This window comes from Nocardioides sp., from assembly GCF_035503875.1.
Lineage (GTDB): Bacteria > Actinomycetota > Actinomycetes > Propionibacteriales > Nocardioidaceae > Nocardioides.
The window spans coordinates 65,932-91,989 of the sequence record NZ_DATJTA010000096.1 but is presented as its reverse complement, the minus strand read 5'-3'; the positions used below and the strand labels follow the sequence as shown (position 1 = coordinate 91,989).

Sequence of the window (26,058 nt, the reverse complement as noted above, 5' to 3'; positions counted from 1 at the left end):
CCGCTCGACTCCTACCTGATGGCCGAGCTCCTCCAGGAGGCCGGCGTGCCGGCCGGTGTGGTCAACATCGTCGCCGCCGGCCGCGAGGTGGGGGAGCACCTCGTCGCGCACCCCGGCATCGACAAGGTGGCGTTCACCGGCTCGACCGCGGCCGGGCGCAAGATCGCCGCCGTCTGCGGCGAGCAGCTCAAGCGGGTCAGCCTGGAGCTCGGCGGCAAGTCGGCCGCGATCGTGCTCGACGACGCCGACCTCGAGGCGACCATGGCCGGGCTGCGGTTCACGGCCCTGATGAACAGCGGCCAGGCGTGCGTCGCTCAGACGCGCATCCTCGCGAGCCGGGCGAAGTACGCCGAGGTCGTCGACGCCCTCGCCGAGACGGTCTCGTCGATGCCGGTGGGGGACCCGAGCGACGCGGCGACCGAAATCGGGCCGATGGTCGCCCAGCGCCAGCAGGAGCGGGTGGAGAAGTACATCGCGCTCGGCCAGGAGGAGGGCGCCCGCGTCGTCGCGGGCGGCAACGGCAGGCCCGACGGGCTCGACCGCGGGTGGTACGTCCGCCCGACGGTGTTCGCCGACGTCGACAACCGGATGCGGATCGCCCAGGAGGAGATCTTCGGGCCGGTGCTCTCGGTGATCCCGTTCGACGACGTCGACGACGCGGTCCGGATCGCCAACGACTCCGACTACGGCCTGGCCGGCACCGTCTGGACCGCCGACCAGGAGGCCGGGCTCTCCGTGGCTCGCCGGGTCCGCGCCGGCACGTACGGCGTGAACACCTACACGATGGACTTCGCCGCCCCGTTCGGCGGTTTCAAGGACTCGGGCATCGGCCGCGAGTTCGGCCCCGAGGGCCTGGCGCAGTACACCGAGCTGAAGGCCATCTACCCGACCGCCCCCGCGATGTAGGAACCGCCGAGTCGGCAGAAGTTGCGCGTCGAGTCGGCAGAACTTGCCGTCAGGTCTGACGTGAACTTCTGCCGACTCGACGTCTGGGTCGGGGCCGGGCTGCGAGAACCGGACAGATTCCTACTGTGCGGTAGTTCCGGGGGGCGGTGTCACCTACTCTCGGCTGCATGAGCGCCTCGAACCCCAGCCCCGCCGGCGGCCCGCTCGTCGAAGGACCGCACGACCCCGAGCACGACCCGACGGCGGCGTACGCCCTGGAACCGGAGTACGTCGAGCCGCTCCTCGCGCGGCTGGTCGCGACCTCCGGGCGCACCGTCGAGGTGCGCTCGCCGTTGAACGGTGCGCCGCTGGCGCACCTGCCGCAGTCGAGCGACGCCGACCTCGACGAGGCCTTCGCGCGGGCCCGCCGGGCGCAGCAGGCGTGGGCGCGCACCTCGCTGGAGGCGCGGTCCGCGGCGCTGCTGCGGCTGCACGACCTGGTGCTCGACCGGCAGGACGAGATCATCGACTTGATCGTGTGGGAGTCGGGCAAGGCCCGCAAGCACGCGTTCGACGAGCCGCTGCACATCGCGCTGACCGCGCGCTACTACGCGCGCACCGCCCGCCAGCACCTCGACCCGCAGCGCAAGCTCGGCGTCGTGCCGGGGCTGACCCGGGTCGCGGTCAACCGGGTCCCCAAGGGTGTCGTCGGCATCATCACGCCGTGGAACTACCCGTTCACGATGGCGCTGTGCGACGGCCTCCCCGCCCTGCTCGCCGGCAACGCGGTGGTCGCCAAGCCCGATGCCCAGACCATGCTGTCGGCCCTGCTCGCCGCGCAACTGCTGGAGGAGGCGGGCTTCCCGCGTGACCTGTGGCAGGTCGTCTCCGGCCCGGGTCCGGAGGTCGGCGGCGGGATCGTCGAGCGATCCGACTACGTCTGCTTCACCGGCTCGACCGCGACCGGCCGGATCATCGCGCGGGGCTGCGCCGAGCGGCTGATCGGCTGCTCGCTCGAGCTCGGCGGGAAGAACCCGCTCCTGGTGCTCCGCGACGCCGACCTGGAGAAGGCGGCGGAGGGCGCCGTCCGGGCGACGTTCTCCAACGGCGGCCAGCTCTGCGTCTCCATCGAGCGGATGTTCGTCGCCGACCAGGTCTACGACCGGTTCGTGGAGCGGTTCGTGGCCCGCACCGAGGCGATGACGCTCGGCGCCACCCTCGACTGGGACAACGACATGGGCTCGCTGATCTCCCAGGCCCAGCTCGACACCGTGACCGCCCACGTCGAGGACGCCGTCGCCAAGGGTGCCCGGGTGCTGACCGGTGGCACGGCGCGGCCCGACCTGGGGCCGTACTTCTTCGAGCCCACCATCCTGGAGGGCGTCACGCCCGACATGACCTGCTTCGGCCGGGAGACGTTCGGGCCGGTCGTCTCGCTCTACCGCTTCCACGACGAGGCCGACGCCATCGCCCGCGCCAACGAGGGGGAGTACGGCCTGAACGCCTCGATCTACAGCCGCGACGGCGCCCGCGCCCGCGCGATCGCGCCGTACATCAAGTGCGGGACGGTCAACATCAACGAGGCCTTCGCTGCGACGTTCGCCAGCATCGACGCGCCGATGGGTGGCATGCGCCAGTCCGGCCTCGGCCGCCGCCAGGGCAGCGAAGGCATCCACCGGTTCACCGAGACGCAGTCGGTCGCGACCCAGAAGCTGCTCCGGTTCGGGCCGATGCTCGGCATGTCCGACCAGGCGTACGGCAAGGTGATGACCGCCAACCTCCGACTCATGAAGAAGCTCGGTCGCGCATGAGCGAATTCGACTTCGACGTCCTGGTCGTCGGCTCCGGCTTCGGCGGCTCGGTCACCGCCCTGCGCCTGACCGAGAAGGGCTACCGGGTCGGCGTCATCGAGGCCGGCGCGCGCTTCGAGGACGACGACCTGCCCGACACCTCGTTCGACGTGAAGAGCTACCTCTTCCGCCCCGAGGTCGGCTGCTACGGCATCCAGCGCATCGACGCCCTCCGCGACTGCATCATCGTGTCCGGGGCCGGCGTGGGCGGTGGCTCGCTGGTCTACGCCAACACGCTCTACGAGCCGCTGCCGGCGTTCTACGACGACCCGCAGTGGGGTCACATCACCGACTGGCGCTCGGAGCTGGCGCCGTTCTACGACCAGGCCAAGCGGATGCTGGGCGTCGTCGAGAACCCGCTGCGCACCCCCTCCGACGACGTCATGGAGAAGGTCGCCTCCGAGATGGGGGTGGCCGACACCTTCCACCCGGCCCCGGTCGGGGTCTTCTTCGGCGAGCCCGGCCAGGCGCAGGGGGAGCGGGTCGCCGACCCGTTCTTCGGCGGCGTCGGCCCCGAGCGCACCACCTGCACCGCGTGCGGCGAGTGCATGACCGGGTGTCGCCACAACGCCAAGAACACCCTGGTCAAGAACTACCTCTACCTCGCCGAGCAGAACGGCGCCGCCGTACTCCCGCTCACGACCGTCACCCGGGTCGCCCCCCGCGACGGCGGCGGGTACGACGTCGACGTCCGCTTCACGAAGGCCAAGCTGCCGAGCCGGGGCGCCCGCCGTACCCTCACGGCCGAGCAGGTCGTCTTCTCCGCCTCCGCCCTCGGCACCCAGCGGCTGCTGCACCGGATGCGCGACGAGGGCCACCTGCCCGGCGTCTCCGAGCGGATCGGTCACCTCTCGCGCACCAACTCGGAGTCCATCGGCGGGGCGATCGCGTACGACGCCACCGTCGACTACAGCCAGGGCATCGCGATCACCTCCAGCTTCCATCCCGACGCCGACACGCACATCGAGCCGGTGCGCTACGGCCGCGGCAGCAACCTGATGTCGCTGCTGCAGTCGGTGCTGACCGACGGCGACGGCGACGAGCCGCGGTGGCGCACCTGGGCGCGGGAGATGTGGCGGCAGCGGCGTGACATCACCACGCTCTACGACATGAAGCACTGGTCGGAGCGCACCGTCATCGCGCTCGTCATGCAGAGCCTCGACAACTCGATCACGACGTACACGAAGCGGATCCCGTTCTCGAAGCGGCGCTACCTCACCTCCAAGCAGGGCCACGGCGTCCCGAACCCGACCTGGATCCCCGCCGGGAACGAGGCGATCCGGGCCATGGCGCGGATCATGAACGGCTTCCCGGGCAGCGCCGTCGGCGACGCCTTCAACCGGCCGCTCACGGCCCACTTCCTCGGCGGCTGCGCGATCGGCGACTCGCCCGGGACCGGCGTCATCGACCCCTACCAGCGCCTCTACGGCCACCCGGGCCTGCACGTCGTAGACGGCTCCGCGGTCACCGCCAACCTGGGCGTGAACCCGTCCCTCACGATCACCGCGCAGGCCGAGCGCGCCATGGCCTTCTGGCCGAACAAGGGGGAGCAGGACCCGCGCCCCGCGCTGGGCGAGACCTACCGCCGCCTCGACCCGGTCGCCCCCGCCGCTCCGGTCGTCCCCGACGACGCCCCCGGCGCCCTCCGCCTCCCCATCGTCGGCATCAGCTGACCCACTCCCTGCCCACCCCGCCGAGTCGGCAGAAGTTGCGCGTCGAGTCGGCAGAAGTTGCCGTCAGGTCTGACGTGAACTTCTGCCGACTCGGCGTCGGACGGGCTTGACGTACCTCCGGCACGGCGAGACGTACGACGCCCCGCCCGCGCTCACCTCGTACGGCAGCGGTCCGCCGTCGCGCCAGCCCTGCCGCTCGTAGAACCGTCGTGCGCGGGCGTTCCCGACGACGACCGCCAGCCAGGCCTCGTCGTACCCGGCGTCCGCGACCTGGCGCTCCGCCTCGGCGAGCAGTAGGCCGGCCACGCCGCTGCCGCGGTGCTCGGCGCCGACGAAGACCTGCTCGACCTCGTCGCCGACGACCATCACGAACCCGGCGACCTCGCCCGCGACGTCCGCGACGGTGGTGTCGTCGACACGGAGCGGGGTGCGCTCGTGGAAGGCGGCGAGCGTGCGGGCGGCGGTGAGCCCGTCGGGTACGTGGCCCGCGTGGCCGTCGTGCCATCCGGCGTGCCAGAGGTCGGCGACGCGGGCCGCGTCGGCGGGCGTGCCAGGGCGGAGGACGGGATCGGTCACCGCTGCAGGCTAGACCCCGTAACCCCGCTCCGAGGGGTTCGTTGAGGCAGCAGAGACCCGGTTCGAGTTGCTCCCTCCGTCACCGGGTCGACCTGTCCAGCGCTGCTCGGCAGTCGCGTGGACGATCAGGACCCGGCCACCTCCCTCCCCGGCCGGGTCCTGGTGCGTCCGGGGTCCGAGGGCCGTCGATAGACTGAGCGCATGACGCAGCAGCCCGACCATGACCTGGTCCTGGTCGTCGACTTCGGCGCCCAGTACGCCCAGCTGATCGCGCGCCGCGTGCGCGAAGCCCGGGTCTACTCCGAGATCGTCCCGCACCACGTGCCCGTCGAGGAGATGCTCGCCCGCAAGCCGAAGGCGATCATCCTCTCCGGCGGACCGTCCTCGGTGTACGCCGAGGACGCGCCCGCCATCGACACCGCCATCTTCACGTCCGGCACCCCGGTCTTCGGGATGTGCTACGGCTTCCAGCTGATGGCCCGCGGCCTCGGCGGCGAGGTCGCGCACACCGGAGCCCGCGAGTACGGCCGCACCGACGTCACGGTGGGGGAGCCCGGCACCCTGCTGGCCGACATCCCGGCCGCGCACCGGGTCTGGATGTCCCACGGCGACTCCGTCACCGCGGCGCCCGACGGCTTCACCGTCCTCGCCTCGACCGAGGTCACCCCGGTCGCGGCCTTCGAGAACGTCGACCGCGGCCTGGCCGGCGTCCAGTGGCACCCCGAGGTGCTGCACTCCGAGCACGGCCAGGCCGTCCTCGAGCACTTCCTGCACGACATCGCCGGCTGCCGGCAGACCTGGACGATGCTCAACATCGTCGAGGAGCAGGTCGAGATCATCCGCGAGCAGGTCGGGGACGGTCGCGCGATCTGCGCGCTGTCCGGCGGCGTCGACTCCGCCGTCGCCGCGGCGATCGTCCAGCGCGCCATCGGCGACCGCCTCACCTGCGTGTACGTCGACCACGGGATGATGCGTCTCGGCGAGACCGAGCAGGTGCGCCGCGACTTCGAGGAGGTCTTCGACGCCCTCGACGTGGTCGACGCCGCCGACCAGTTCCTCGACGCGCTGGCCGGGGTGACCGATCCCGAGGAGAAGCGCAAGATCATCGGGCGCGAGTTCATCCGCACCTTCGAGGCGGCCCAGGTCCGGGTCTTCGGCGACCTGGTGCACGAGGGCGACGGCGACACGGCGTACCTCGTCCAGGGCACGCTCTACCCCGACGTCGTGGAGTCCGGCGGCGGCGCCGGCACCTCCAACATCAAGTCCCACCACAACGTGGGCGGCTTGCCCGACGACCTGAAGTTCGAGCTCGTCGAGCCGCTGCGCACCCTGTTCAAGGACGAGGTCCGCGCGGTCGGCGAGCAGTTGGGCCTGCCCTCGACGATGGTGTGGCGCCAGCCGTTCCCGGGTCCCGGTCTCGGCATCCGGATCATCGGCGAGGTCACCCGCGACCGGCTCGACATCCTGCGCCAGGCCGACGCCATCGCCCGCGAGGAGCTCACCCGCGCCGGCCTGGACCGCGACATCTGGCAGATGCCGGTCGTGCTGCTGGCCGACGTACGCTCCGTCGGCGTGCAGGGCGACGGCCGGACCTACGGCCACCCGGTCGTGATCCGCCCGGTCACCTCCGAGGACGCCATGACGGCCGACTGGGCGCGGCTGCCGTACGACGTCCTCGAGCGCATCTCGACGCGGATCACCAACGAGGTCGCCGAGGTCAACCGGGTCACCCTCGACGTGACCTCGAAGCCGCCGGGCACCATCGAGTGGGAGTAGCGCCCCGCCGGGTCACCCGGCGGCGGCGCGCAGCGGCTCGATGACGTCGGCGGCGAAGCGCTCCATGCCCTCGAGCTTCTGCTCGACGGTCGCGTCCATGCCGAAGTAGTAGGCCCACGGCATGGTCATGCACTCGGTCACGCCGCCCTCGCGGGCGCGCTCGAAGTGCTCGGGCAGGAACGCGTCGGTGAGCGCGACGATCACCTGGAAGTCGCCCTCGGCCCCGTGCTCCGCGCGGACCTCCGCGAGCCGGGTGGCCCAGCCGATGGCCTCATCGGTCTTGTACATGTCGCCGACCCAGCCGTCGTGCCGGGCGGCGCGGGCGAACGCGATCTCGGACAGCCCGCCGATGAAGATGGGCGGCTGCTCGGTGGGCGTCGGCTCCATGACCAGCCGCGGGGCGTCGTAGAACTCGCCGTGGAACTCGGTCCAGCCGGGCTTCCACAGCTCCTTGACCAGGGCCAGGCCCTCGTCGGTGCGCTTGCCGCGGGTGCGGAAGTTCTGCTCCAGCAGCGCGAACTCCTCCTCGCACCAGCCGATCCCGACGCCGAGGCTGACCCGGTTGCCGGACATCACGGCGGCGGTGCCGACCGACTTCGCGACCTGGAACGGGCTGCGCATCGACGGGACGTAGACCGAGGTGAAGAACCGCAGCCGGGTCGTGATGGCGGCCAGGGAGCCGGCGAGCACCCACGGATCGGGCCACTCGGCGGAGAAGTCCCAGCGGCGGGACCCGTCCGGCGTGTAGGGGTACGGCGTACTCAGCGTCTCGAGGTCGACGACGTGGTCGGGCATCGCGATGCTGTGGTAGCCGAGCTCGTCGGCGGCCCGCGCGATGGCGGGCAGCTGGGCGGTCGGCAGGAAGGCCGAGCTGATCGAGAAGCGCACGAGCGCCACCTTAGAACGTGTTCTTATTCCGTGCGTCCGGCTGGGACTACCGTGACGTCATGATGCGCGCGCTGCACCACCTCGACCTGTGGGTGAGCGACCCCGACCTCGCCTCGGAGGAATGGGGCTGGCTGCTGGGCGAGCTGGGCTGGGAGGCCGACGAGTCGGTCCGCTCCTGGGCGCACCCGGACGGCACCTACCTGTTCCTGGAGCGCTCGCCCGACCAGGTCGACGCCCCGCACGACCGGATGCGCCCCGGCATCAACCACCTCGCGCTGCACGTGGGCGACGGGCGGTCGCTCGACCGGCTGCGAGCCGAGTCGAGCGCCCACGGCTGGCACGAGTTGTTCGCGGACCGCTACCCGCACGCCGGCGGCGAGCAGCACACGGCGCTCTACCTGGAGAACGGCGAGGGCTTCGAGGTCGAGGTCGTGCTGGCCGACGAGCCCGAGGACTGAGCACCCCGGAACGCACGATCGCCCGCCCGACGAGGTCGGGCGGGCGATCGGTGCGTGCGGTGCTAGCCGAAGATGCTGTAGCCGCCCGGGCCGACGGCGAAGCCGACGATGATCAGCACGATGCCCCACAGCATCTGGCCCTTGAAGAGCTGGAAGATGCCGGCGATCACGAGGATGACGGCGAGGATCCAGAAGATGAAGCCCATGGTGGTTGTACTCCTGTCGTAGGGGGATCTAGCGGAGGTCGTCGGAGGACTCGTCCTCGACGATGTGCATGGCCGCCTCCTCGGCGGAGGCGGCGGCGCCGTCGATGCCGACGTCGGTGCCCACCAGCTCGGACTCGGTGTCCTCGCCGATGCCGGCGTTCGGGTCGACGAGCCGGCCGGCGCGTCGGTCGCCGACCTCGCCGTCCCGGAGGTCCTCGGTGGCCGACTCGTCGTACGGGTCGGGCTCGGGCTCCTCCTGGGTGATCCGCTGGTCGATGGTCTCCCGGTGCTCCTCCTCCCAGGGCGTGTTGCCGTAGCCCTGGCCGGCGGAGTACTTCTCGGGCGGGCTGTACCCGCGATCGGCCTCGTCCTCGACGTCCTGGTCGAGCAGGAGGTCCTCCGCGCCGGGCTGGTCCTCGTCGTCGACGCTGTAGTCGCCGTACGTCTCGTGGTCGGCCGGGTCCGGGGTGACGTCACCCTGGGTCATGGCTGCCTCCTGTCTGTCGCTTCCGCCGGTCGTGTACCCGGCGGTCGGCGCAGACATGCCCGACCCTTGACTTTAGTTCGAGTCGCGTACTTAATGGCGGGGTGACCCTCGTGCTCGGAGTCGACTCCTCGACGCAGTCGACCAAGGCCCTGCTCGTCGACGCCGACGACGGCACGGTCGTCGCCAGCCGTACGGCGCCGCACCCACCCGGCACCGAGGTCGACCCGCGGGCCTGGCTGAGTGCGTTCGACGAGGCCACCGACGGACTGGTCGAGCGGGCCGACGCGGTGTCCGTCGCCGGTCAGCAGCACGGGATGGTGGCCCTCGACGAGGCCGGCGAGCCGGTCCGCGACGCCCTGCTCTGGAACGACATCCGCAGCTCGGGTGCCGCCCGCGACCTCATCGAGGAGATGGGCGGACCGCAGGCCTGTGCTGACGCCATCGGCAGCGTCATGGTCGCCTCCTTCACGGCCAGCAAGCTGCGCTGGCTGCGGGACCACGAGCCGCAGAACGCCGCCCGGGTCGCGGAGGTCCTGCTCCCGCACGACTACGTCTCGCGGCACGTCTCCGCGCCGGGCACCGCCGCCTTCACCGACCGGGGCGACGCCTCCGGCACGGGCTACTTCGCGACCGCCGCCGGCGAGTGGCGACCCGACCTGCTGGAGCTCGCGCTCGGCCGGGTGGTCGGCCTCCCCGCCGTGGTCGCGCCCGAGGCGGTCGCCGCGCACACGGCGGGGGGAGCGGTTATCGCGGCCGGCACCGGCGACAACGCGGGCGCCGCGCTCGGGATGGGCCTGGAGGCCGGCGACGTCCTCGTCTCGATCGGCACCTCGGGCGTCGCCTCCACGATCAGCGCGGTCCCCGTCGCCGACGGAACCGGGGCGATCACCGGCTTCGCCGACGCGGCCGGCGGCTTCCTCCCGATGGCGACCACCATCAACGCCGCCCAGATCCTCGACCTCCAGGCGCGTTGGCTGGGTGTCGACCACGACGAGCTGGCCGCGCTCGCGCTGGCCGCACCCGCGGGAGCGAGCGGGGTCACCCTGCTGCCGTACTACGGCGGCGAGCGCACGCCGAACCGCCCCGACGCGACCGGCACGTGGACCGGCCTCACCCCGCGCACCACCCGCGAGGACCTGGCCCGGGCCGCCTTCGAGGCGCTGCTGTGCTCGCTGGCCGACGCCGTCGACCTGGTCGTCGGCGCGACCGGTCAGGAGTCGCGCCGGATCCTGATGGTCGGGGGCGCCACCCGCAGCGCCGCCGTCCGCGCCCTGGCGCCCGCCGTCCTGGGCCGCCCCGTCGTCCTCCCGCCGGCGGGGGAGTACGTCGCCCGCGGTGCGGCCCGCCAGGCCGCCTGGGCGCTGACCGGCGTCCTCCCGGACTGGGGGCTGCCCGCCACCGAGACGCTGACCGCCGACCCCACGCCCGCCGTACGCACCGCCTATGCAGCACTGAGAGAGGGTTCATCATGAGCATCGAGATCCCCACGCCGACCCCCGAGGACAAGTTCTCCTTCGGTCTGTGGACCGTCGGCTGGCAGGGCGTCGACCCGTTCGGCGGCGCGACCCGCCCGCCGATGGACACCGTGCACGCGCTGGAGAGGCTCGCCGGGCTGGGCGCGTACGGCGTCAACTTCCACGACGACGACGTCATCCCGTTCGGCAGCGACGACGCCACGCGCGACGCGATCATCGACCGGTTCAAGAAGGGGCTGGCCGACACCGGCCTGGTCGTCACGACCGCGACGACCAACCTGTTCAGCCACCCCGTCTTCAAGGCCGGCGGGTTCACCAACAACGACCGCGACATCCGCCGCTTCGCGATCCGCAAGGTGATGCGCAACGTCGACCTGGCCGCCGAGCTCGGCGCCAAGGTCTACGTCGCCTGGGGTGGCCGCGAGGGCGCGGAGTTCGGCGCCTCGCAGGACACCGCGGTCGCGCTGGACCGGATGAAGGAGGCCTTCGACCTGCTCGGCCAGTACGTCGTCGACCAGGGCTACGACCTGCGCTTCGCCATCGAGCCCAAGCCCAACGAGCCCCGCGGCGACATCCTGCTGCCGACGATCGGCCACGCGCTCGCCTTCATCAACGAGCTCGAGCGTCCCGAGCTGGTCGGTGTGAACCCCGAGATCGGGCACGAGGAGATGGCCGGCATGAACGCCGCCGCCGGCTACGCCCAGGCGCTGTGGGCGGGCAAGCTCTTCCACATCGACCTCAATGGGCAGAACGGCCCGAAGTACGACCAGGACCTGCGCTTCGGCGCCGGCAACGTGCGCGGCGCGTTCTGGGTGGTCGACACGCTGCTCGCCGGCGGGTACGACGGCCCGGTCCACTTCGACTTCAAGCCCTCGCGCATCGAGGACGAGGACGGCGTGTGGGTGAGCGCCGCGGCCAACATGCGCAACTACCTGATCCTGCGGGAGAAGGTGAAGGCCTTCCGGGCCGACCCGGAGGTGCAGGCCGCACTCGAGGCGGCGAGGCTGCCCGAGCTCGCTCGGCCGACCCTCGGGGAGGGCGAGGGCTGGCAGCAGCTGCTGGAGTGGCCGCTGCCCGACCCTGAGGCCCTCGCGCTGCAGGGTGCCGCGGCCGAGCACCTCGACCAGCTCGCGCTCGAGCACCTCTACGGTGTCCGCTGACCGACCGGCCGGCACCGAGGCCCTCCGGCGGCAGAACGCCGCCCTGGTGCTGCGCAGCCTGCGCCGGCTCGGACCCGCGACCCGGGCCGAGCTGGCGCAGCGCACGGCGCTCGCGAAGGCGACCGTCGGGGTCATCGTCGCGGGTCTGGAGTCCGCGGGCGCCGTGACCGAGGCGCCGTCCGAGGCCGAGGCCCGCACGGGTGCGCGGGGCCGGCCGGGCCGGCCGGTCGCGCTGCGCGGCGACTCCTGGGTCGGCGTCGGGCTGGAGGTGAACGTCGACTACGTCGCGGCGGTCGTCCTCGACCTCGCCGGGCAGGTGCGGTTGAGCGAGAGCCGTCCGGTCGCGCTCGACGGCGGCGTCGACGAGCAGTCGCTCACCGATCTCGTGCAGTACGTCGCGGACCACTGCCGGGCCGCCGGCCAGGAGCTGGTCGGGGCCACCGTCGCCGTCCCGGCCCTGGTGCGCGGCGACAACCGCACGGTCGCGTGGGCGCCCAACCTGGGCCTCGAGGGGCCGGGGCTGGCCGACCGGGTGTCCGGCCTGCTCGGCACTCCCGTCCGGGTGAGCAACGACGCCAACTGCGCGGCGTACGCCGAGTCGCACCACGGCGCCGCCGTCGGCGCGCGGCACGCGCTCTACCTCACCGGCACGGTCGGCATCGGTGCGGGCATCGTGGACCGCGGCGAGCTCGTGCGCGGAGCGGCGGGGTTCGCCGGCGAGGTCGGCCACATGCCGATCGGCGACTCGGCCGCGCGCTGCGGCTGCGGTCGCACGGGCTGCTGGGAGGCGTCGATCGGGCTGCACGCCGTGCTCGCGGCGGTCGGGATGCCCGAGCTGGACTCGCCGCTGGAGAGTGCGGCGGCCGTGGCCGAGCGGGCTGCCGTCGACCCCGACGTACGCGCGGTGCTGACCCGGGTGGGGGAGGACGTCGGGCTCGGGTTGGCGATGCTGACCGGGGTCCTCGATCCCGAGGTGGTGGTGCTGGGCGGCTACTTCGTGCCCCTCGGCGAGCTGGTCCTCGGTCCCGCCCGCGCCACCCTCGACCGTCGGCTCGCGTCCGCGGTCCAGGTCCGTCCCGAGCTGCGGCTGAGCACGCTCGGCATCCAGGCGGCGGCCCTGGGGGCGGCCGAGCAGGTCTTCGCCGACGTCTTCGCCGGCGAGCTGGACCTGACCTCGGGCTGACCCCGCTCCGGCGGTGTCCGGGGACGCCGACGCCCCGACAGGCAGGACCTGTCACCGGCATGCCCGCCGGTCGCGGGGAACCTGGCAGACTGATTTAATAGCACTAAACAAGTTGGGTTTAGTGAATTAGTCTCCAGGGAGGTCCCGATGAGCCTGCTCGGCACGCCGCCGCGGCGTACCGCCGCCGTACGTCCCGGCACCGCCCCGAGCGACGCGGCCTCCGGCTCGCTGCGCTTCGAGCAGGTGGGCCGCACGTTCGGCACCGGACCGGGCGCCCGGGAGGTGCTGCGCGCCGTCGACCTCGACCTGGAGGCCGGCGAGGTCGTCGCCCTGCTCGGGCCGAGCGGCTGCGGCAAGTCCACCCTGCTGCGCGCGGCGGGCGGGCTCGACCTGCCCACCTCCGGGCGGGTCCTGATCGGCGGCAGCCCGGTGCGCCCGCACGACGAGCGGTGCGCGGTCGCCTTCCAGGAGCCTCGGCTGCTGCCCTGGCGTACCCTGCGCGCGAACGTCGCGCTCGGGCTGCCGTCGGGCACCGACCGGCGCGCCGGTGCCGCTCAGGTCGACGAGCTGCTGGAGCGGGTGGGCCTCGCCGACCACGCCGAGCTCCGACCGCGGGAGGTCTCCGGGGGCATGGCCCAGCGCACCTCGCTGGCCCGGGCGCTGGCCCGCCGGCCCGGCGTCCTGCTGCTCGACGAGCCCTTCGGCGCGCTCGACGCCCTCACCCGGATGAAGATGCAGGACCTGCTGCTCGCGGTGCACGCCGGCAGCCCGACGACCGTCCTGCTCGTCACCCACGACGTCGACGAGGCCCTCCAGCTCGCGGACCGGGTCGTGGTGCTCGGCCGGTCCGGCGACGACCCCGCCGCCACGGTGACCGAGCTCGTCACCGTGCCCGGGGCCCGGCCCCGTGACCGGGGCTCCGTCGAGCTCGCCGCGCTCCGCAGCCGGCTGCTGGAGAGCCTCGGCGTCGACGCGCACCGCCACTGACCTCGGGATCCATCCATCACCCGACCCCACCCTGCCGGGCGGGGGTCCGACCCACCAGAAGGAACACCCTGATGACGACGCTGACCACGCTCCACCAGCGCCCCCTCGTCCGTCGTGGACTCGCCGCCCTGCTCGCCACGAGCGCCGTGCTGGCGGGAGCCACCGCCTGCGCCGAGGGCGAGGCGGCCGGCGACGACGGCGGCACCCGCTCGCTCGAGGTCGACTACGCGACGTACAACCCGCTCAGCCTGGTCATCAAGGACCAGGGCTGGCTCGAGGACGCCGCGGGCGAGGACGTCGAGGTCACCTGGGTGAAGTCCGAAGGCTCTAACAAGGCCAACGAGGCGCTGCGCGCGGGCGCCATCGACGTCGGCTCCACCGCCGGGTCGGCCGCGCTGCTGGCCCGGGCCAACGGCTCGCCGATCCACACCATCGACGTCTACTCGCAGCCGGAGTGGGCCGCGGTCGTCGTCGGCCCCGACTCCCGGATCAAGGACCTCAGCGAGCTCGAGGGCAAGAAGGTGGCCGCCACCCAGGGCACCGACCCGTACTTCTTCCTCGTCCAGGCCCTCGAGGCCGAGGGCGTGGACCGCTCGAAGGTCTCGATCGAGAACCTCCAGCACGCGGACGGGGCCGCGGCCCTGCAGAACGGCGCCGTGGACGCGTGGGCGGGGCTGGACCCGATCATGGCGAACGCCGAGACCCAGGGCGCGCAGCTGATCTACCGCAACATCGACTTCAACACCTACGGCTTCCTCAACGCCACCGAGGACTTCCTCGAGAAGGAGCCGGAACTGGCCCAGCTCGTCGTCGACGCCTACGCGAAGGCGCGCGAGTGGGTGCAGGAGAACCCCGACGAGGCGGTCGGGATCCTCGCCGCCGAGGCCGGCATCGACGAGGCCGTCGCCCGCACGGTGCTGACCGAGCGCACCAACCTCGACTTCGACCACGTCCCCGGGTCCGCCCAGCTCGACGTGCTCACCAAGGTCGGACCGCTGTTCGTCGAGACCGGCGACGTCGAGGACCAGTCCCAGATCGACGACGCGCTCGACACGCTGCTCGACGACACCTGGGCGACCGAGGCCGACGGCTCGAAGGTCGGCTGATGCCCGGGGCGAGCAGCACGAGCCCGGGAGTCGCCGGCGCGGTCGACGAGCCGCGCCTGGTGGCCCCGCCGACCCGGTCCTGGCACGACCGGCGCGCCGTACGCCTGCTCGGTGGCGCACTGGTGCCGATCGGCCTGCTCGTGGCCTGGCAGCTGGTGACCGCCGCGGAGGTGTTCAGCCCCGTCCAGCTCCCCGCGCCCGGCGCGGTGCTGGACGCCGCCCGAGGGCTGGTCGAGCGCGACCTGCTGTGGCAGCACGTGCACATCAGCACCCAGCGCGTGCTCGTCGGCTTCGCCATCGGCGCCGTGATCGGCACCGTGCTCGGCGCGCTGGTGGGCCTGTCCCGGTTCGCCGACGTGCTGCTCGCCCCCACGATCGGTGCGTTGCGCGCCGTCCCCTCCCTGGCCTGGGTGCCGCTGCTGATCCTGTGGCTGAAGATCGGCGAGGACTCCAAGATCACCCTGATCGCCATCGGCGCGGTCTTCCCGGTCTTCACCACGGTCTCGCTCGCCCTGCGGCACGTCGACCGGAACCTCGTCGAGGCGGGCCGCGCCTTCGGGTTGCGGGGGCTGCGGCTGTTCACCGCGGTGCAGCTGCCCGCGGTCATCCCCGCGCTCTTCTCCGGCCTCCGCCTCGCGCTGGCCCAGTCCTGGCTGTTCCTGGTCGCGGCGGAGCTGATCGCCTCCTCGCAGGGGCTGGGCTACCTGCTCATCGAGTCGCAGAACAACGGCCGCACTGACCGGCTGCTGCTCGCGATCGTGCTGCTGGCGGTCCTCGGCAAGCTCTCGGACGCCGTACTCGGCATCGTCGAGCGCTGGGCCGTACGACGCTGGACCTGACCGGCCCGCCGCTCAGCCGGCGAGGCGCGAGCGGACGTCGACCAGCGCCGTGCCGAGCGCGGCGACCGGGTCGACGAAGAGGGGCTCGAAGGCGACCTCCGCGGCGCCGAGCAGCACGGAGTCCTCGCCGAGCCCGGGCAGCGTGAGGGTGACCGACTCCAGCGGTGCGGGCAGGGCGCGGTCGGCGAGCCCCGCCTGGACCTCGGCGCCGACCAGGGTGAACAGTGCCCGGAAGTAGCCGCCGAGCACGACCAGGCGCGGGTTGAAGGCGTTGACGATGCTCGCGAGCCCGTGCCCGAGGACCGTGCCGGTGGCGCGCAGCTCGCGGGTGGGCCGGTCGAAGCCGGCCAGCACCTCGCCGAGCTGGGCCACCTTGTCGGCCGGGCAGTGGATCGCCTCGGCGATCGCGTGCGCGCCGACCTCGGTCTCCCAGCAGCCGAGGTTGCCGCAGTGGCAGGGCCGGCCCTGCGGGTTGAAGCGCAGGTGGCCGATCTCGCCGGCGTACCCGCCCGCGCCCTCGAGCCGGTGGCCGCCGGTGATCACGCCGGCGCCGACGCCGACGTTGCCGGAGACGTAGATCAGGTCGTCGATCCCCACGCCCGCGCCGCGCTGGTGCTCGGCCAGCGCGCCGAGGTCGGCGTCGTTGGCGATCGAGACGGGGATGTCGAGGCCGAGGGCGGCGAGCACGATGCCCCCGAACGAGACGTCGTGCCACTCCAGGTTGGGGGCCAGCCGGACCAGTCCGTCGGTACGGCGGACCAGGCCCGGGACGCTGATCCCGATGCCGACGAGGGGAGCGGAGGCCCGGGCGTCCTCGACCACCTCGCGGATCAGGGCGGCGACCGAGGCGCCGACCTGCCACGCCTCGCCCGAGGCCCCGACGATCGGCGCCTCGGTGCGCTGCTCGACCACCCCGCCCAGGCCCACCCGGGCGACGACGGCCCGGTCGACCCCGAGGTCGACCCCGATGACGTAGGGCCCGCTGTCGGTCAGCCGCACCCCCGCGGACGGCCGGCCCGCGCCCTGCCGGGCACCGACCGGCAGGGCGCGCTCCGTGACGCCGAGGGACTCCAGCTCGCCCACCAGGTCGGCGATCGTGCTGCGGTTGAGACCCATCATGCTGGTCAGCTCGGCCCGGGAGATGTGCCCGGCCCGGTGCACGTGCCGCAGCAGCGTCCCGAGGTTGTGGCGGCGTACGGCTTCCTGGTTGGTGCCGAGGCCCGCCCGTTGGCGGCTCATGGGATCGCCTCAGACGCCCGCGGCAGAACGACGACGACGCGACACGGCGTCCACGCTAGCGGCCAGCAGCAAGACGCCGCCGGTCACGATGTAGTTGATGTACGCCGCCTGGTTGAGCAGACCCAGGCCGTTCGGGATGGTGGCGATGACCAGGCCGCCGATCACGGCGTCGATGGCCCGGCCGCGACCGCCGAAGAGGCTGGTCCCGCCGATGACCGCCGCCGCCACGGCGTACAGCAGGACGTTGCCGCCGCCGGAGCCCGGCGAGACCTTCCCGGTGTACGACGCCGACAGCAGGCCGGCGATCGCCGCCATCCCCGTGCAGATGACGAACGCGCTGATCTTGATCCGCAGCACGCTGATGCCGGCCCGGCGGGCGGCCTCGGCGTTGCCGCCGACGGCGTACAGGTGCCGGCCGTAGCGCGTCCGGCCCAGCACGAAGGTCCAGAACAGCAGCAGGGCGACCACGATCGGCAGCACCCACGGGATGCCGCTGATGTTGAAGACCGCCGGGTTGGGCGCGCGGTTGGCGCTGAGCAGCGCCGTCACGCCGAGCACGATCGCGGCGAGGACGACGATCTGGATGACCACCAGGGCCAGCGGCTTGTGCACCAGGCCGCGCGCGGAGCGCGAGCGGTAGCGCCAGAGGCTGAGCGCTGCGAAGGCGGCCACGATCAGTCCGGCCGCGATCCAGCCGGCGGCCACGGGCACGTTCTTGATCGAGATGTCCCGCAGCACGCCGGTGATGCGCAGCGAGCCGCCCGAGCCGATCAGCTTCAGCGCGACGGCCTGGAGGCCGAGGAAGAAGGCCAGGGTCACGACGAAGGACGGGATGCCGAGCAAGGAGACCAGCAGGCCGATGACCAGGCCGATGACCGCGCCGACGGCGATGCCGGCGAGCGTGGCCAGCCACCAGGTCCAGCCGTAGTCGATCATCAGCAGCGCGACGATCGTCGCGCAGGCGCCGCCCGCGACGCCGGCGGACAGGTCGATCTCGCCGAGCAGCAGCACGAAGACGATGCCCATCGCGAGCACGATGATCGAGCCGGCCTGGATGACGAGGTTCGCCATGTTGTAGGTCGTGAGGAAGCGGTCGTGGGCCGAGGTGAAGATCGCGAACAGGACGACCAGCCCGAGGATGGCCGGCAGGGAGCCCATGTCGCCGCCGCGCAGGCGGTTGAGGTAGTCGCGGGCCGCGTCGCCGAGGCTGGTGGCCTGACGGTTGTCGTTGGCGAAGTCGTGGTCGGAGGTCTTCGCGGGAGTGTCGGATCCGACGGTCATGATGAGGTTCTCCGGTCCTTCTCAGACGTTCGCGGTCGCGGGGTTCTCGGCGATGCCGAGGTCTCCGGAGCGTCCGGCGGTGATGAGCTCGACGATCTGACTGTGGGTCAGGTCCTCGGCCGGCACGTCGGCAGCCACCCGACCGAGGTAGAGCGCCGTGATGCGGTCGGCGACCTCCATCACGTCGGTCATGTTGTGCGAGATCAGCACGACGCCGAGCCCGCGGTCCGCGAGCCGGCGTACGAGGTCGAGGACCTGGCGGGTCTGGGCGACGCCGAGGGCCGCGGTCGGCTCGTCGAGGAGCACGACCCGGGAGTTCCACAGGACGGCCTTGGCGATCGCGACGGTCTGGCGCTGGCCGCCGGAGAGGCTGGCCACGCTCTGGCGCACCGACTTCACGGTGCGCACGGACAGCGACGCGAGAGTCTCGCGGGCCTTCTCCTCCATCGCATTGTCGTCGAGCACGATGCCCGACCTCAGCTCGCGTCCGAGGAACATGTTCTCGACGATGTCGAGGTTGTCGCACAGCGCGAGGTCCTGGTAGACGACCTCGACGCCGAGTGCCCCGACGTCGCGCGGGCCGTGCACGTGCACCTGCTGCTCGTCGAACAGGTACTCGCCGCTGTCGCGGCCGTAGATGCCGGCGATGATCTTGACCAGCGTGGACTTGCCGGCGCCGTTGTCGCCCACCAGCGCGGTCACCTGACCCGGGTAGACGGCGAAGTCGACGTCGTGCAGGACGTGCACCACACCGAAGCTCTTGTTGACCCCGCGCAGCTCCAGCAGCGGTTGTGTCATGAGGTCCCACTCTCCTCAGGAAATTGTTGTTCGGGGGGACGAAAGGCGCCCGGGCCGAGTCCGACCCGGGCGCCGTCCGTCGTACTGCTGGATCAGGAGATGCCGGCATCGGTGCACAGCGAGGCGAAGTTGCCCGCGCACACGTCCTCCACCGTCTGGCCGCCGTCGTCGATCACGTCGCTGACGTTGTCCTTGGTGATGGACTGCGGGTCGAGCAGGATCGAGGGGACCTCGCGGCCGCTCTCGGAGTCCTTCGTCGTACCCGTCGTCTCGGCGTCCTCGCCGTTGACCAGCGCGATCGCGGCGTCGGCGAGCGCACCCGCCTCCTGGGTGGCGGACTTGTAGACCGTCATGCACTGGGTGCCGGCGAGGATGTTCTGCAGACCCTCGACCGTGGCGTCCTGGCCGGTGACCGGGACCTTCCCGGCCTGGCCGTTGCCCTCGAGGATGCCGATGGCGGCGCCGCCGAGACCGTCGTTGGCCGCGAGTACGCCGTCGACCTTGCCGTCAGCGGCGGTGTAGAGCTGCTGGAAGATCGTCGCCGCCTCCTCGTTGTCCCACTCCGGGACGGCCTGCTCGCCGACGACCGTGTAGTTGGTCATCGGGTCGAGGACGCTGTGCGCGCCCTCGGCGAACAGGGTGGCGTTGTTGTCGGTGGGCGAGCCGTTGAGGAAGACGATGTTGGCCTTCTTGTCGCCCAGGCAGTCTGCGAGACCCTGGCCCTGCAGCTCGCCGACCTTCGTGTTGTCGAAGGAGACGTAGTACTCCGCGCTGCCGTTGAGGGTCAGCCGGTCGTAGTCGATGGTGGCCACGCCCTGGGACTGGGCCTTCTCCTGGATGGCCGCGCCCGACTCGGAGTCGAGGTTGACGATGGCCAGGACCGTGACGCCGTTGCCGATCATGGTGTCGGCGATCTGGGTCATCCGCTCGGCGTCGCCCTCGGCGTTCTGGATGTCGTACTCGACGCCCGCCTCCTCGAACGCAGCCTCGAGGGCCGGCCGGTCCGCGCTCTCCCAGCGGACCGACGACTCGGTGTCGGGCAGGATCACGCCGATCTTGCCCTCGGCCGCGCTGCCACCCCCGCCGCCGTCGCTGCCCTCGGCGCCGGAGCCCGAGTCGTCGTCACCACATGCGGTGAGTGACATCGCCACTCCGAGCAACCCCACCAGGATCAAGCTGTGCTTCCGCTTCACGCGAACCGCCTCCCTTTGCGATCTCGATCGCGCCGCCCGTCCGACCGTCGGAGGTTCGCCGCGCGTTTGTTGTGCGCCACAACATATGAGGTGACGACGGTCACGTCCATACCCAATCGGCGCTGTTTCCGGTTCGTTACCAACCGCCCCGCCCCACCGCCGAGTCGGCAGAACTTGCGCGCCGAGTCGGCAGAACTTGCGCCCCGAGTCGGCAGAAGTTGCGGGCCGAGGGGCGTTGTCCACAGGCGGCGAGCGGGTGGGTGTGGGGGAGGGGCGCGAGCGGGCAGGTCGGAACGCATGCCGCTCCCATTGCCCGACGACTTCCCGCTGCCCGCTGACCGACCGTTCCGTCGACGAGATGCGATCGAGGCGGGCCTGACCGATCGGATGCTCAGCGTTCTCACCCGGGAGGGTCGGCTACGCCGCCCGGTCCGCCAGGTGTACGTCGGCGCCGGCGTACCGGACAGCCTGGAGCTGCGATGCCGGGCGATCGGGCTCGTCGTACCTCGCGACGGGTTCATCTGCGACATCACGGCTGCCTGGATCCACGCGGGGGACATGGCGCTGGCGCCCGGCGACCACGAGACCGTCCCGCCGGTCTCCTGCTTCCGGCCGAGCGACGCCGGTCGGATCCGCAACAGCGTGACCGCGAGCGGCGAGCGCCGGATGGGGCCGGACGACCTCGTCGAGCTCCACGGTCTCGTCGTCACCACGCCGCTGCGGACGGCCCTCGACCTCGGCCGCCTCCAGCGCACCGCCGACATGCGCCTGTGGGGCATGTCCTGCATGCAGTACGTCGGCGGCTTCGGCCACGACCGCCTCTGCGTCGAGATTGACCGGTTCCGTCGTCAGCGAGGAGTCGTCCTGCAGCGGATCCTCGTCGAGCGGGCAGACCCCGGGCTCCAGTCGTTCGGGGAGGCCGCCCTCGCCAACCGGTGGTGGGACGCCGGTCTGCCGCGGCCCCAGACGCAGGTCGAGATCGAGCGCGACGACGGGTCGACGTACTTCCTCGACCTGGGGCTGCCCGGCGAGCGCTTCGCCGCCGAGTACGACGGCCGCGCGTGGCACTCGAGCGTCGAGCAGCGCGAGCACGACCGCGGCCGGCGACAGTGGATCCGCGACCACCGCGGCTGGCGGATCGAGTCGTACGGCGAGGCCAACGCCTTCGGCCACCACCAGGACGCCGAGCGGCTGCTCCGCGAGGCCTTCGCGGCTCACCGAGGGGTGCGCTACCTCTGAGCGCCGCAAGTTCTGCCGACTCGGCGGTCAAGTTCTGCCGACTCGGCGGTCAACTTCTGCCGACTCGGCGGTCAGCGGGGGTCGTACGTCGTGGTGCGCTCCCTCACCGGGCGGTCGATGCCGGCGCCGATCTCGACCAGTTCGGCGACGGTCTTGGCGGAGCCGTGCTCGGAGCCGGCCATCCGGGAGATGGTCTCCTCCATCAGGGTGCCGCCGAGGTCGTTGGCGCCGGCGTTGAGCATGGCGCGGGTGCCGTCGATGCCGAGCTTGACCCAGGAGGTCTGGATGTTGCGGATCCGGCCGTGCAGCAGGATCCGGGCCATCGCGTGCACGGCGAGGTTGTCGCGCAGGGTGGGGCCGGGGCGGGCGACGCCGGCGAGGTAGATCGGCGCGGAGGTGTGCACGAACGGCAGCGGTACGAACTCGGTGAACCCGCCCGTCTCGTCCTGGATGCGGGAGAGGACCCGCAGGTGACCGACCCAGTGCTTCGGGTTGTCGACGTGGCCGTACATCATCGTCGAGGTCGTCGGCACCCCCACGCGGTGCGCGGTGGAGACGATCTCGATCCAGGTGCGGGTCGGCAGCTTGCCCTTGGTCAGCACCCAGCGGACCTCGTCGTCGAGGATCTCCGCGGCGGTGCCGGGCAGCGAGCCGAGCCCGGCCTCGCGGGCCTTGATGAGGAAGTCCTCGATCGACAGCCCGGTCCGCGCGGTGCCGTTGACGACCTCCATCGGCGAGAAGGCGTGCACGTGCATCTGCGGTACCCGCTGCTTGACCGCCGCGACCAGGTCGAAGTACGCCGAGGACGGCAGCTCGGGGTCGATGCCGCCCTGCATGCACACCTCGGTCGCGCCGAGGTCCCACGCCTCCTGGGCACGGTCGGCGACCTCGTCGTACGACAGCGAGTAGGCGTCGGCGTCGGTACGCCGCTGGGCGAACGCGCAGAAGCGGCAGCCGACGTAGCAGACGTTGGTGAAGTTGATGTTCCGGTTCACCACGTAGGTGACGTCGTCGCCGACCGTCTCCTTGCGCAGCGCGTCCGCGAGCTTCACGACCTGCTCGAGCAGCGGCCCCTCGGCGGTCATCAGGGTCAGCGCGTGCTCGTCGGAGAGGTTGCCGGGGTCGGCCTCGGCGGCGGCCATCGCCTCGCGGCCCTCGGCGTGCAGCACTGCCGGGGCGCCGGTCGAGCCCGCAGCCGCTCGGATCGAGTCCCAGTCGCCGTACACGTTCGAGAAGTCCGAGCGCCGGTCGTCGGTGCGCCCCTCGGTGTCGACCGCGGCGAACAGGTCGGTGCGCCCGACCGAGGCGAACCCGCCGTCGGGCTCCTGCCACGGCAGACCCTCGGGCCGTACGCCGGGCCGCGCCAGCCCGTCGTCGGTGGCGAGCGCGGCGACGTGCGCGGAGACCCGCGGGTCGAGCCACGGCTCGCCGGCGCGGACGTACTCGGGGTGGACCGTGAGCCGCGCCTGCAGGTCGAAGCCGCACTCGGAGGTGATCGAGCGCAGCCGCTCCAGCGAGGGCCAGGGCCGCTCGGGGTTGACGTGGTCGGGGGTCAGCGGCGAGACGCCGCCCCAGTCGTCGACACCCGCGTCGAGCAGCGCGCGGCACTCGGCCAGGTCGACCAGGTTGGGCGGGGCTTGCACGCGGGCCTTGGGGCCGAGCAGGAGGCGGGTGACGGCGATCGCGGCGCGGTACTCGTCGAGGTCGAGGTCGTCGGTGTGCCGCATGGCGGTGTCGGGCTTGGCCCGGAAGTTCTGGACGATCACCTCCTGCACGGCGCCGTACGCCTTCAGGTTCGCCCGCAGCGCGAAGATCGTCTCGGCGCGCTCGGTGAGGTTCTCGCCGATGCCGACCAGGATGCCGGTGGTGAACGGGATCGAGAGCCGGCCGGCGTCCTCCAGCACGCGCAGGCGTACGGCGGGGTCCTTGTCCGGCGACCCGAAGTGCGCGAGCCCCTTGGTCTCGAACAGCCGCGTCGAGGTGGTCTCCAGCATCATCCCCATCGAGGGCGAGACCGGCTTGAGGCGGTTCAGCTCCTCCCACGACATCACGCCGGGGTTGACGTGCGGCAGCAGCCCGGTCTCCTCCAGGACCCGGATCGCCATCGCGCGGACGTAGGCCAGCGTGGAGTCGTAGCCGCGCTCGTCGAGCCACTCGCGCGCCTCGGGCCAGCGGTCCTCGGGGCGGTCGCCGAGGGTGAACAGCGCCTCCAGACAGCCCATCGCGGCACCCTGGGTGGCGATCTCGAGGATCTCGTCGGGGGAGAGGTACGGCTCGCGGCCCTCGCGCCGGGCGTGCCCGGGCGTCTCGACGAACGTGCAGTAGTGGCACTTGTCGCGGCACAGCTTGGTGACCGGGATGAACACCTTGGGCGAGTACGTCACGACCCCCGGCCGGCCCGCCGCCACCAGGCCCGCGTCGCGGACCTTCGCCGCCGCCGCGGTCAGTCGCACGAGGTCCTCGCCGGTCGCCGCGAGCAGCGCCGTCGCCTCCGGTACGTCGAGCGCGGCTCCCCGCTCGGCCCGCGCCAGGGCCCGTCGTACCTGCTGGGGAGTGGGCCGGTCCGTCACCTCGTCAGGCTAACCGCGCTGTCCTCGGGGGCGGCGGGTGGCCCGCTCAGTGGTCCTCGGTCGAGGCTGGAGGGCCACCAGATCCGGGAGCCGAGATCGAGGTTGAGAGCCGTCACGAGCACCGACCGGACGATCAGGGTGTCGAGCAGCACCCCCAGCGCGACCGCCACGCCGAGCTGCACGAGGAAGACGAACGGCAGGGTCGCCAGCGCGAGGAAGGTGGCGGCGAGCACCAGCCCGGCGGACGTGATCACCCCGCCGGTCGAGGCCAGCGCGATCAGGGATCCGCGCCGGGTGCCGAAGGTGGCCGTCTCCTCGCGGACCCGGGTCATCAGGAAGATGTTGTAGTCGATGCCCAGCGCGACCAGGAAGACGAAGGCGAACAGCGGGAACCCGGCGTCCGAGCCCGCGAAGTCGAAGACGTACTCGAAGAGCAGGGCCGAGATGCCCAGGGCGGCCCCGAACGACAGGACGACGGTCAGGATCAGCAGCACCGGGGCGACCAGCGCGCGCAGCAGGACGATGAGGATGAGGAGTACGACGAGCAGCACCAGCGGGATCACGACCTTGTTGTCGCGCAGCGACGCGGTCTTGGTGTCGAGGTAGAACGCCGCGCCCCCGCCGACCAGCGCGTCGGCCCCCTCGACCGAGTGTGCGGCCGTCCGGGTGTCCTCCACGATCGTGAACGCCGCCTCCGAGGAGATGTCGGCGCTGATCGGCGCCTCGAAGTACGACCGCCCGCCGCCGATCGAGGTGGCGTCGGTGGGACCGCCGACGCCGTCGACCCCGGCGACGGCCTCCTCGACGGCGCCCAGCTGTGCGTCGTTCGCCACGACCTGGACGGTGTTGGAGTTGTCGCTCAGGCCGTGGTCGGTAAGCAGCTCCTGGGCGATGATCGAGTCGAAGCGCTCGGTGAAGGAGTCCTCGGTCGACAGCCCGGACGCGTCGAGCCGGAACAACCCGAGGCAGGCGACCAGCAGCACGAACGTCGTCCCCATCCAGACGGCCCGGGGCCGGACGGAGATCCGGCGGCCGACGCGGGACCAGAACCCGGTCTGGGTCGGCTCGGGGGAGCCGTACGCCGGCCGCACCGGCCAGAAGATCCAGCGGCCGACGATCACCAGCAGCGCCGGCAGCAGGGTGACCATCACCAGGAACGTGACGGCCACGCCGACGGCGAGCACCGGACCCAGGCTGGCCGTCGAGTTCAGGTCGGCGAAGGCCAGGCAGAGCAGGCCGACGACCACGGTGGCCGCGGAGGCCAGGATCGCGGGCGTCGCCCGGTGCAGGGCGTACGCCATCGCCTCGTGCCGGTCCTCGTGGCGGCGCAGCTCCTCCCGATATCGCGCGACCAGCAGCAGCGCGTAGTCGGTGCCGGCCCCGATGACCAGGATGCTGAGGATGTACTGGCTCTGGTCGTTGACCGTCAGGTCGGCGTACTTCGCCAGCAGGTAGACCACGCCGCCGGCCATCGTGTTGGCGACGATCGCGCAGATGATCGGCAGGATCCACAGCACCGGGCTGCGGTAGGTCACCAGCAGGATCAGGATCACGACCGCGAAGGTGATCAGGAGCAGGGTCAGGTGCGAGCCGTCGAAGGAGTTGATGAAGTCGTACGCCTGGCCGCCGAAGCCGCCCACGTAGACGTCGACGCCGTCGATCGCGGTCAGGTCCTTGATCTCCTCGACCGGCCCGTCGATCTTGTTCCAGCCCTCGGAGCCGAGGTTGAAGACGAAGTAGAGGTAGGCCACCTCGCCGTCGGCGGAGACGAGCTCGGGTGCTCTGACCCCCTGGGCACGGAGTGCCTCGGCCGACGCCGGGGAGAGGACGCCGGCGTCGGTGACGCCCTCGACGCCGGCGATCTCCTGGGCGTGCTCCTCCATCGCGGCGAGGTCGGCCTCGGTGAGACCGGACGCTCGGTGGTAGGCGACCAGGGTCGGGATGTCGTTGGGGTCGATCGCGTCGGACAGCTCCTCCGACACGCGGGTCGACTCCGCCTCGGCGGGCACCCACGACGACTGCTCGTTGTCCTTGACGTCGGCGAGCTGGCTGCCCAGCGAGCCGAGCACGCCGGTCAGGAGCACGACGGCGACGAGGACGATCCACTTGGTGACCGGGCTGGTGAGCCGGCCGGCGATCTGACGGTGCATGACGTGCTCCAGCGAGGGGGACGATCGGTCTTCTTGAGT

At 72.0% G+C, this 26,058-nt stretch carries 22 protein-coding genes; 12 read left to right on the top strand and 10 right to left on the bottom strand.

Going from position 1 to position 26,058, the window contains the following annotated elements; genetic code table 11:
• From VMF51_RS23865 to VMF51_RS23855, 3 genes are all read left to right on the top strand, one after another.
• Positions 1-906 (top strand): aldehyde dehydrogenase family protein (locus VMF51_RS23865; RefSeq protein WP_325476983.1); only part of this gene is annotated, 906 nt, incomplete at its 5' end.
• A 167-nt stretch (positions 907-1,073) separates the two neighbouring features.
• Positions 1,074-2,696: a succinic semialdehyde dehydrogenase gene (locus VMF51_RS23860; protein ID WP_325476982.1), complete on the top strand. Its 1,623-nt coding sequence runs from the start codon at positions 1,074-1,076 to the stop codon at positions 2,694-2,696.
• Positions 2,693-4,408 carry a GMC family oxidoreductase gene (locus VMF51_RS23855; RefSeq protein WP_325476981.1) on the top strand — a complete coding sequence of 572 codons (1,716 nt, stop codon included), beginning with the start codon at positions 2,693-2,695 and terminating at the stop codon, positions 4,406-4,408. The genes VMF51_RS23860 and VMF51_RS23855 overlap by 4 nt, the downstream gene beginning before the upstream one ends.
• Before the next feature lie 63 nt (positions 4,409-4,471).
• On the opposite strand, the gene VMF51_RS23850 is transcribed toward VMF51_RS23855, so the two are convergent.
• Entirely contained in the window at positions 4,472-4,984 is a 513-nt protein-coding gene (locus VMF51_RS23850) for a GNAT family N-acetyltransferase (protein ID WP_325476980.1), read from the bottom strand.
• Positions 4,985-5,185: 201 nt separating this feature from the next.
• Between VMF51_RS23850 and guaA the strand changes: the two genes are divergently transcribed.
• Positions 5,186-6,760, top strand: coding sequence for a glutamine-hydrolyzing GMP synthase (gene guaA / locus VMF51_RS23845; RefSeq protein ID WP_325476979.1), 1,575 nt, complete (start codon positions 5,186-5,188; stop codon positions 6,758-6,760).
• A 12-nt stretch (positions 6,761-6,772) separates the two neighbouring features.
• Here guaA and VMF51_RS23840 read toward each other — a convergent pair whose 3' ends face one another.
• Positions 6,773-7,648 (bottom strand): TIGR03619 family F420-dependent LLM class oxidoreductase, encoded by an 876-nt coding sequence (locus VMF51_RS23840; protein WP_325476978.1) that lies wholly within the window; start codon positions 7,646-7,648, stop codon positions 6,773-6,775.
• A 59-nt stretch (positions 7,649-7,707) separates the two neighbouring features.
• On the opposite strand from VMF51_RS23840, the gene VMF51_RS23835 reads away from it, so the two are divergent.
• Positions 7,708-8,106: a VOC family protein gene (locus tag VMF51_RS23835; RefSeq protein WP_325476977.1), complete on the top strand. Its 399-nt coding sequence runs from the start codon at positions 7,708-7,710 to the stop codon at positions 8,104-8,106.
• A 62-nt stretch (positions 8,107-8,168) separates the two neighbouring features.
• On the opposite strand, the gene VMF51_RS23830 is transcribed toward VMF51_RS23835, so the two are convergent.
• Positions 8,169-8,312, bottom strand: a complete 144-nt coding sequence (locus VMF51_RS23830) for a GPGG-motif small membrane protein (protein WP_325476976.1) — start codon at positions 8,310-8,312, stop codon at positions 8,169-8,171.
• Positions 8,313-8,340: 28 nt separating this feature from the next.
• Positions 8,341-8,799 carry a DUF5709 domain-containing protein gene (locus VMF51_RS23825; protein ID WP_325476975.1) on the bottom strand — a complete coding sequence of 153 codons (459 nt, stop codon included), beginning with the start codon at positions 8,797-8,799 and terminating at the stop codon, positions 8,341-8,343.
• A 101-nt stretch (positions 8,800-8,900) separates the two neighbouring features.
• On the opposite strand from VMF51_RS23825, the gene xylB reads away from it, so the two are divergent.
• The 6 genes from xylB (at position 8,901) to VMF51_RS23795 (ending at position 15,549) form a co-directional block, all read left to right on the top strand.
• Entirely contained in the window at positions 8,901-10,271 is a 1,371-nt protein-coding gene (gene xylB / locus VMF51_RS23820) for a xylulokinase (protein ID WP_325476974.1), read from the top strand.
• A complete protein-coding gene (gene xylA, locus VMF51_RS23815) occupies positions 10,268-11,434 on the top strand; it encodes a xylose isomerase (protein WP_325476973.1) in 1,167 nt (388 codons plus the stop codon). Before xylB ends, xylA begins: the two co-directional genes overlap by 4 nt.
• Positions 11,424-12,617 (top strand): ROK family transcriptional regulator, encoded by a 1,194-nt coding sequence (locus VMF51_RS23810; protein WP_325476972.1) that lies wholly within the window; start codon positions 11,424-11,426, stop codon positions 12,615-12,617. The genes xylA and VMF51_RS23810 overlap by 11 nt, the downstream gene beginning before the upstream one ends.
• Positions 12,618-12,764: 147 nt before the next feature.
• A complete protein-coding gene (locus tag VMF51_RS23805) occupies positions 12,765-13,604 on the top strand; it encodes an ABC transporter ATP-binding protein (RefSeq protein ID WP_325476971.1) in 840 nt (279 codons plus the stop codon).
• Between the two features lie 71 nt (positions 13,605-13,675).
• Positions 13,676-14,710: an aliphatic sulfonate ABC transporter substrate-binding protein gene (locus tag VMF51_RS23800; protein ID WP_325476970.1), complete on the top strand. Its 1,035-nt coding sequence runs from the start codon at positions 13,676-13,678 to the stop codon at positions 14,708-14,710.
• Positions 14,710-15,549, top strand: coding sequence for an ABC transporter permease (locus VMF51_RS23795; RefSeq protein WP_325476969.1), 840 nt, complete (start codon positions 14,710-14,712; stop codon positions 15,547-15,549). Before VMF51_RS23800 ends, VMF51_RS23795 begins: the two co-directional genes overlap by 1 nt.
• Before the next feature lie 12 nt (positions 15,550-15,561).
• Here the strand turns inward: VMF51_RS23795 and VMF51_RS23790 are convergent, their stop codons facing one another.
• From VMF51_RS23790 to VMF51_RS23775, 4 genes are all read right to left on the bottom strand, one after another.
• Positions 15,562-16,788 (bottom strand): ROK family protein, encoded by a 1,227-nt coding sequence (locus VMF51_RS23790; RefSeq protein WP_325476968.1) that lies wholly within the window; start codon positions 16,786-16,788, stop codon positions 15,562-15,564.
• A gap of 9 nt (positions 16,789-16,797) precedes the next feature.
• Positions 16,798-18,069, bottom strand: coding sequence for a sugar ABC transporter permease (locus VMF51_RS23785; RefSeq protein WP_325476967.1), 1,272 nt, complete (start codon positions 18,067-18,069; stop codon positions 16,798-16,800).
• A gap of 21 nt (positions 18,070-18,090) precedes the next feature.
• Entirely contained in the window at positions 18,091-18,867 is a 777-nt protein-coding gene (locus tag VMF51_RS23780; protein ID WP_325476966.1) for an ATP-binding cassette domain-containing protein, read from the bottom strand.
• Between the two features lie 92 nt (positions 18,868-18,959).
• Positions 18,960-20,060 carry a sugar ABC transporter substrate-binding protein gene (locus tag VMF51_RS23775; protein ID WP_325476965.1) on the bottom strand — a complete coding sequence of 367 codons (1,101 nt, stop codon included), beginning with the start codon at positions 20,058-20,060 and terminating at the stop codon, positions 18,960-18,962.
• A 297-nt stretch (positions 20,061-20,357) separates the two neighbouring features.
• Here VMF51_RS23775 and VMF51_RS23770 point away from each other — a divergent pair, with 297 nt between their 5' ends.
• Positions 20,358-21,299 (top strand): hypothetical protein, encoded by a 942-nt coding sequence (locus VMF51_RS23770; protein WP_325476964.1) that lies wholly within the window; start codon positions 20,358-20,360, stop codon positions 21,297-21,299.
• Positions 21,300-21,370: 71 nt separating this feature from the next.
• Here the strand turns inward: VMF51_RS23770 and VMF51_RS23765 are convergent, their stop codons facing one another.
• Both VMF51_RS23765 and VMF51_RS23760 read right to left on the bottom strand, forming a co-directional pair.
• Positions 21,371-23,869, bottom strand: coding sequence for a bifunctional FO biosynthesis protein CofGH (locus VMF51_RS23765; protein ID WP_325476963.1), 2,499 nt, complete (start codon positions 23,867-23,869; stop codon positions 21,371-21,373).
• Complete coding sequence (locus tag VMF51_RS23760; RefSeq protein ID WP_325476962.1) at positions 23,866-26,019, bottom strand: MMPL family transporter; 2,154 nt, start codon at positions 26,017-26,019, stop codon at positions 23,866-23,868. Before VMF51_RS23760 ends, VMF51_RS23765 begins: the two co-directional genes overlap by 4 nt.
• Between the last annotated feature and the right edge of the window lie 39 nt (positions 26,020-26,058).

What these genes read in the sequence shown, in the direction of transcription:
- VMF51_RS23860 (WP_325476982.1), top strand. Translation starts at nt 1,074, where the DNA reads ATGAGCGCCTCGAACCCCAGCCCCGCCGGCGGCCCGCTCGTCGAAGGA.
- VMF51_RS23855 (WP_325476981.1), top strand. Translation starts at nt 2,693, where the DNA reads ATGAGCGAATTCGACTTCGACGTCCTGGTCGTCGGCTCCGGCTTCGGC.
- guaA (WP_325476979.1), top strand. Translation starts at nt 5,186, where the DNA reads ATGACGCAGCAGCCCGACCATGACCTGGTCCTGGTCGTCGACTTCGGC.
- VMF51_RS23835 (WP_325476977.1), top strand. Translation starts at nt 7,708, where the DNA reads ATGATGCGCGCGCTGCACCACCTCGACCTGTGGGTGAGCGACCCCGAC.
- VMF51_RS23830 (WP_325476976.1), bottom strand. Translation starts at nt 8,312, where the DNA reads ATGGGCTTCATCTTCTGGATCCTCGCCGTCATCCTCGTGATCGCCGGC.
- VMF51_RS23825 (WP_325476975.1), bottom strand. Translation starts at nt 8,799, where the DNA reads ATGACCCAGGGTGACGTCACCCCGGACCCGGCCGACCACGAGACGTAC.
- xylA (WP_325476973.1), top strand. Translation starts at nt 10,268, where the DNA reads ATGAGCATCGAGATCCCCACGCCGACCCCCGAGGACAAGTTCTCCTTC.
- VMF51_RS23805 (WP_325476971.1), top strand. Translation starts at nt 12,765, where the DNA reads ATGAGCCTGCTCGGCACGCCGCCGCGGCGTACCGCCGCCGTACGTCCC.
- VMF51_RS23800 (WP_325476970.1), top strand. Translation starts at nt 13,676, where the DNA reads ATGACGACGCTGACCACGCTCCACCAGCGCCCCCTCGTCCGTCGTGGA.
- VMF51_RS23795 (WP_325476969.1), top strand. Translation starts at nt 14,710, where the DNA reads ATGCCCGGGGCGAGCAGCACGAGCCCGGGAGTCGCCGGCGCGGTCGAC.
- VMF51_RS23790 (WP_325476968.1), bottom strand. Translation starts at nt 16,788, where the DNA reads ATGAGCCGCCAACGGGCGGGCCTCGGCACCAACCAGGAAGCCGTACGC.
- VMF51_RS23785 (WP_325476967.1), bottom strand. Translation starts at nt 18,069, where the DNA reads ATGACCGTCGGATCCGACACTCCCGCGAAGACCTCCGACCACGACTTC.
- VMF51_RS23780 (WP_325476966.1), bottom strand. Translation starts at nt 18,867, where the DNA reads ATGACACAACCGCTGCTGGAGCTGCGCGGGGTCAACAAGAGCTTCGGT.
- VMF51_RS23770 (WP_325476964.1), top strand. Translation starts at nt 20,358, where the DNA reads ATGCCGCTCCCATTGCCCGACGACTTCCCGCTGCCCGCTGACCGACCG.
- VMF51_RS23760 (WP_325476962.1), bottom strand. Translation starts at nt 26,019, where the DNA reads ATGCACCGTCAGATCGCCGGCCGGCTCACCAGCCCGGTCACCAAGTGG.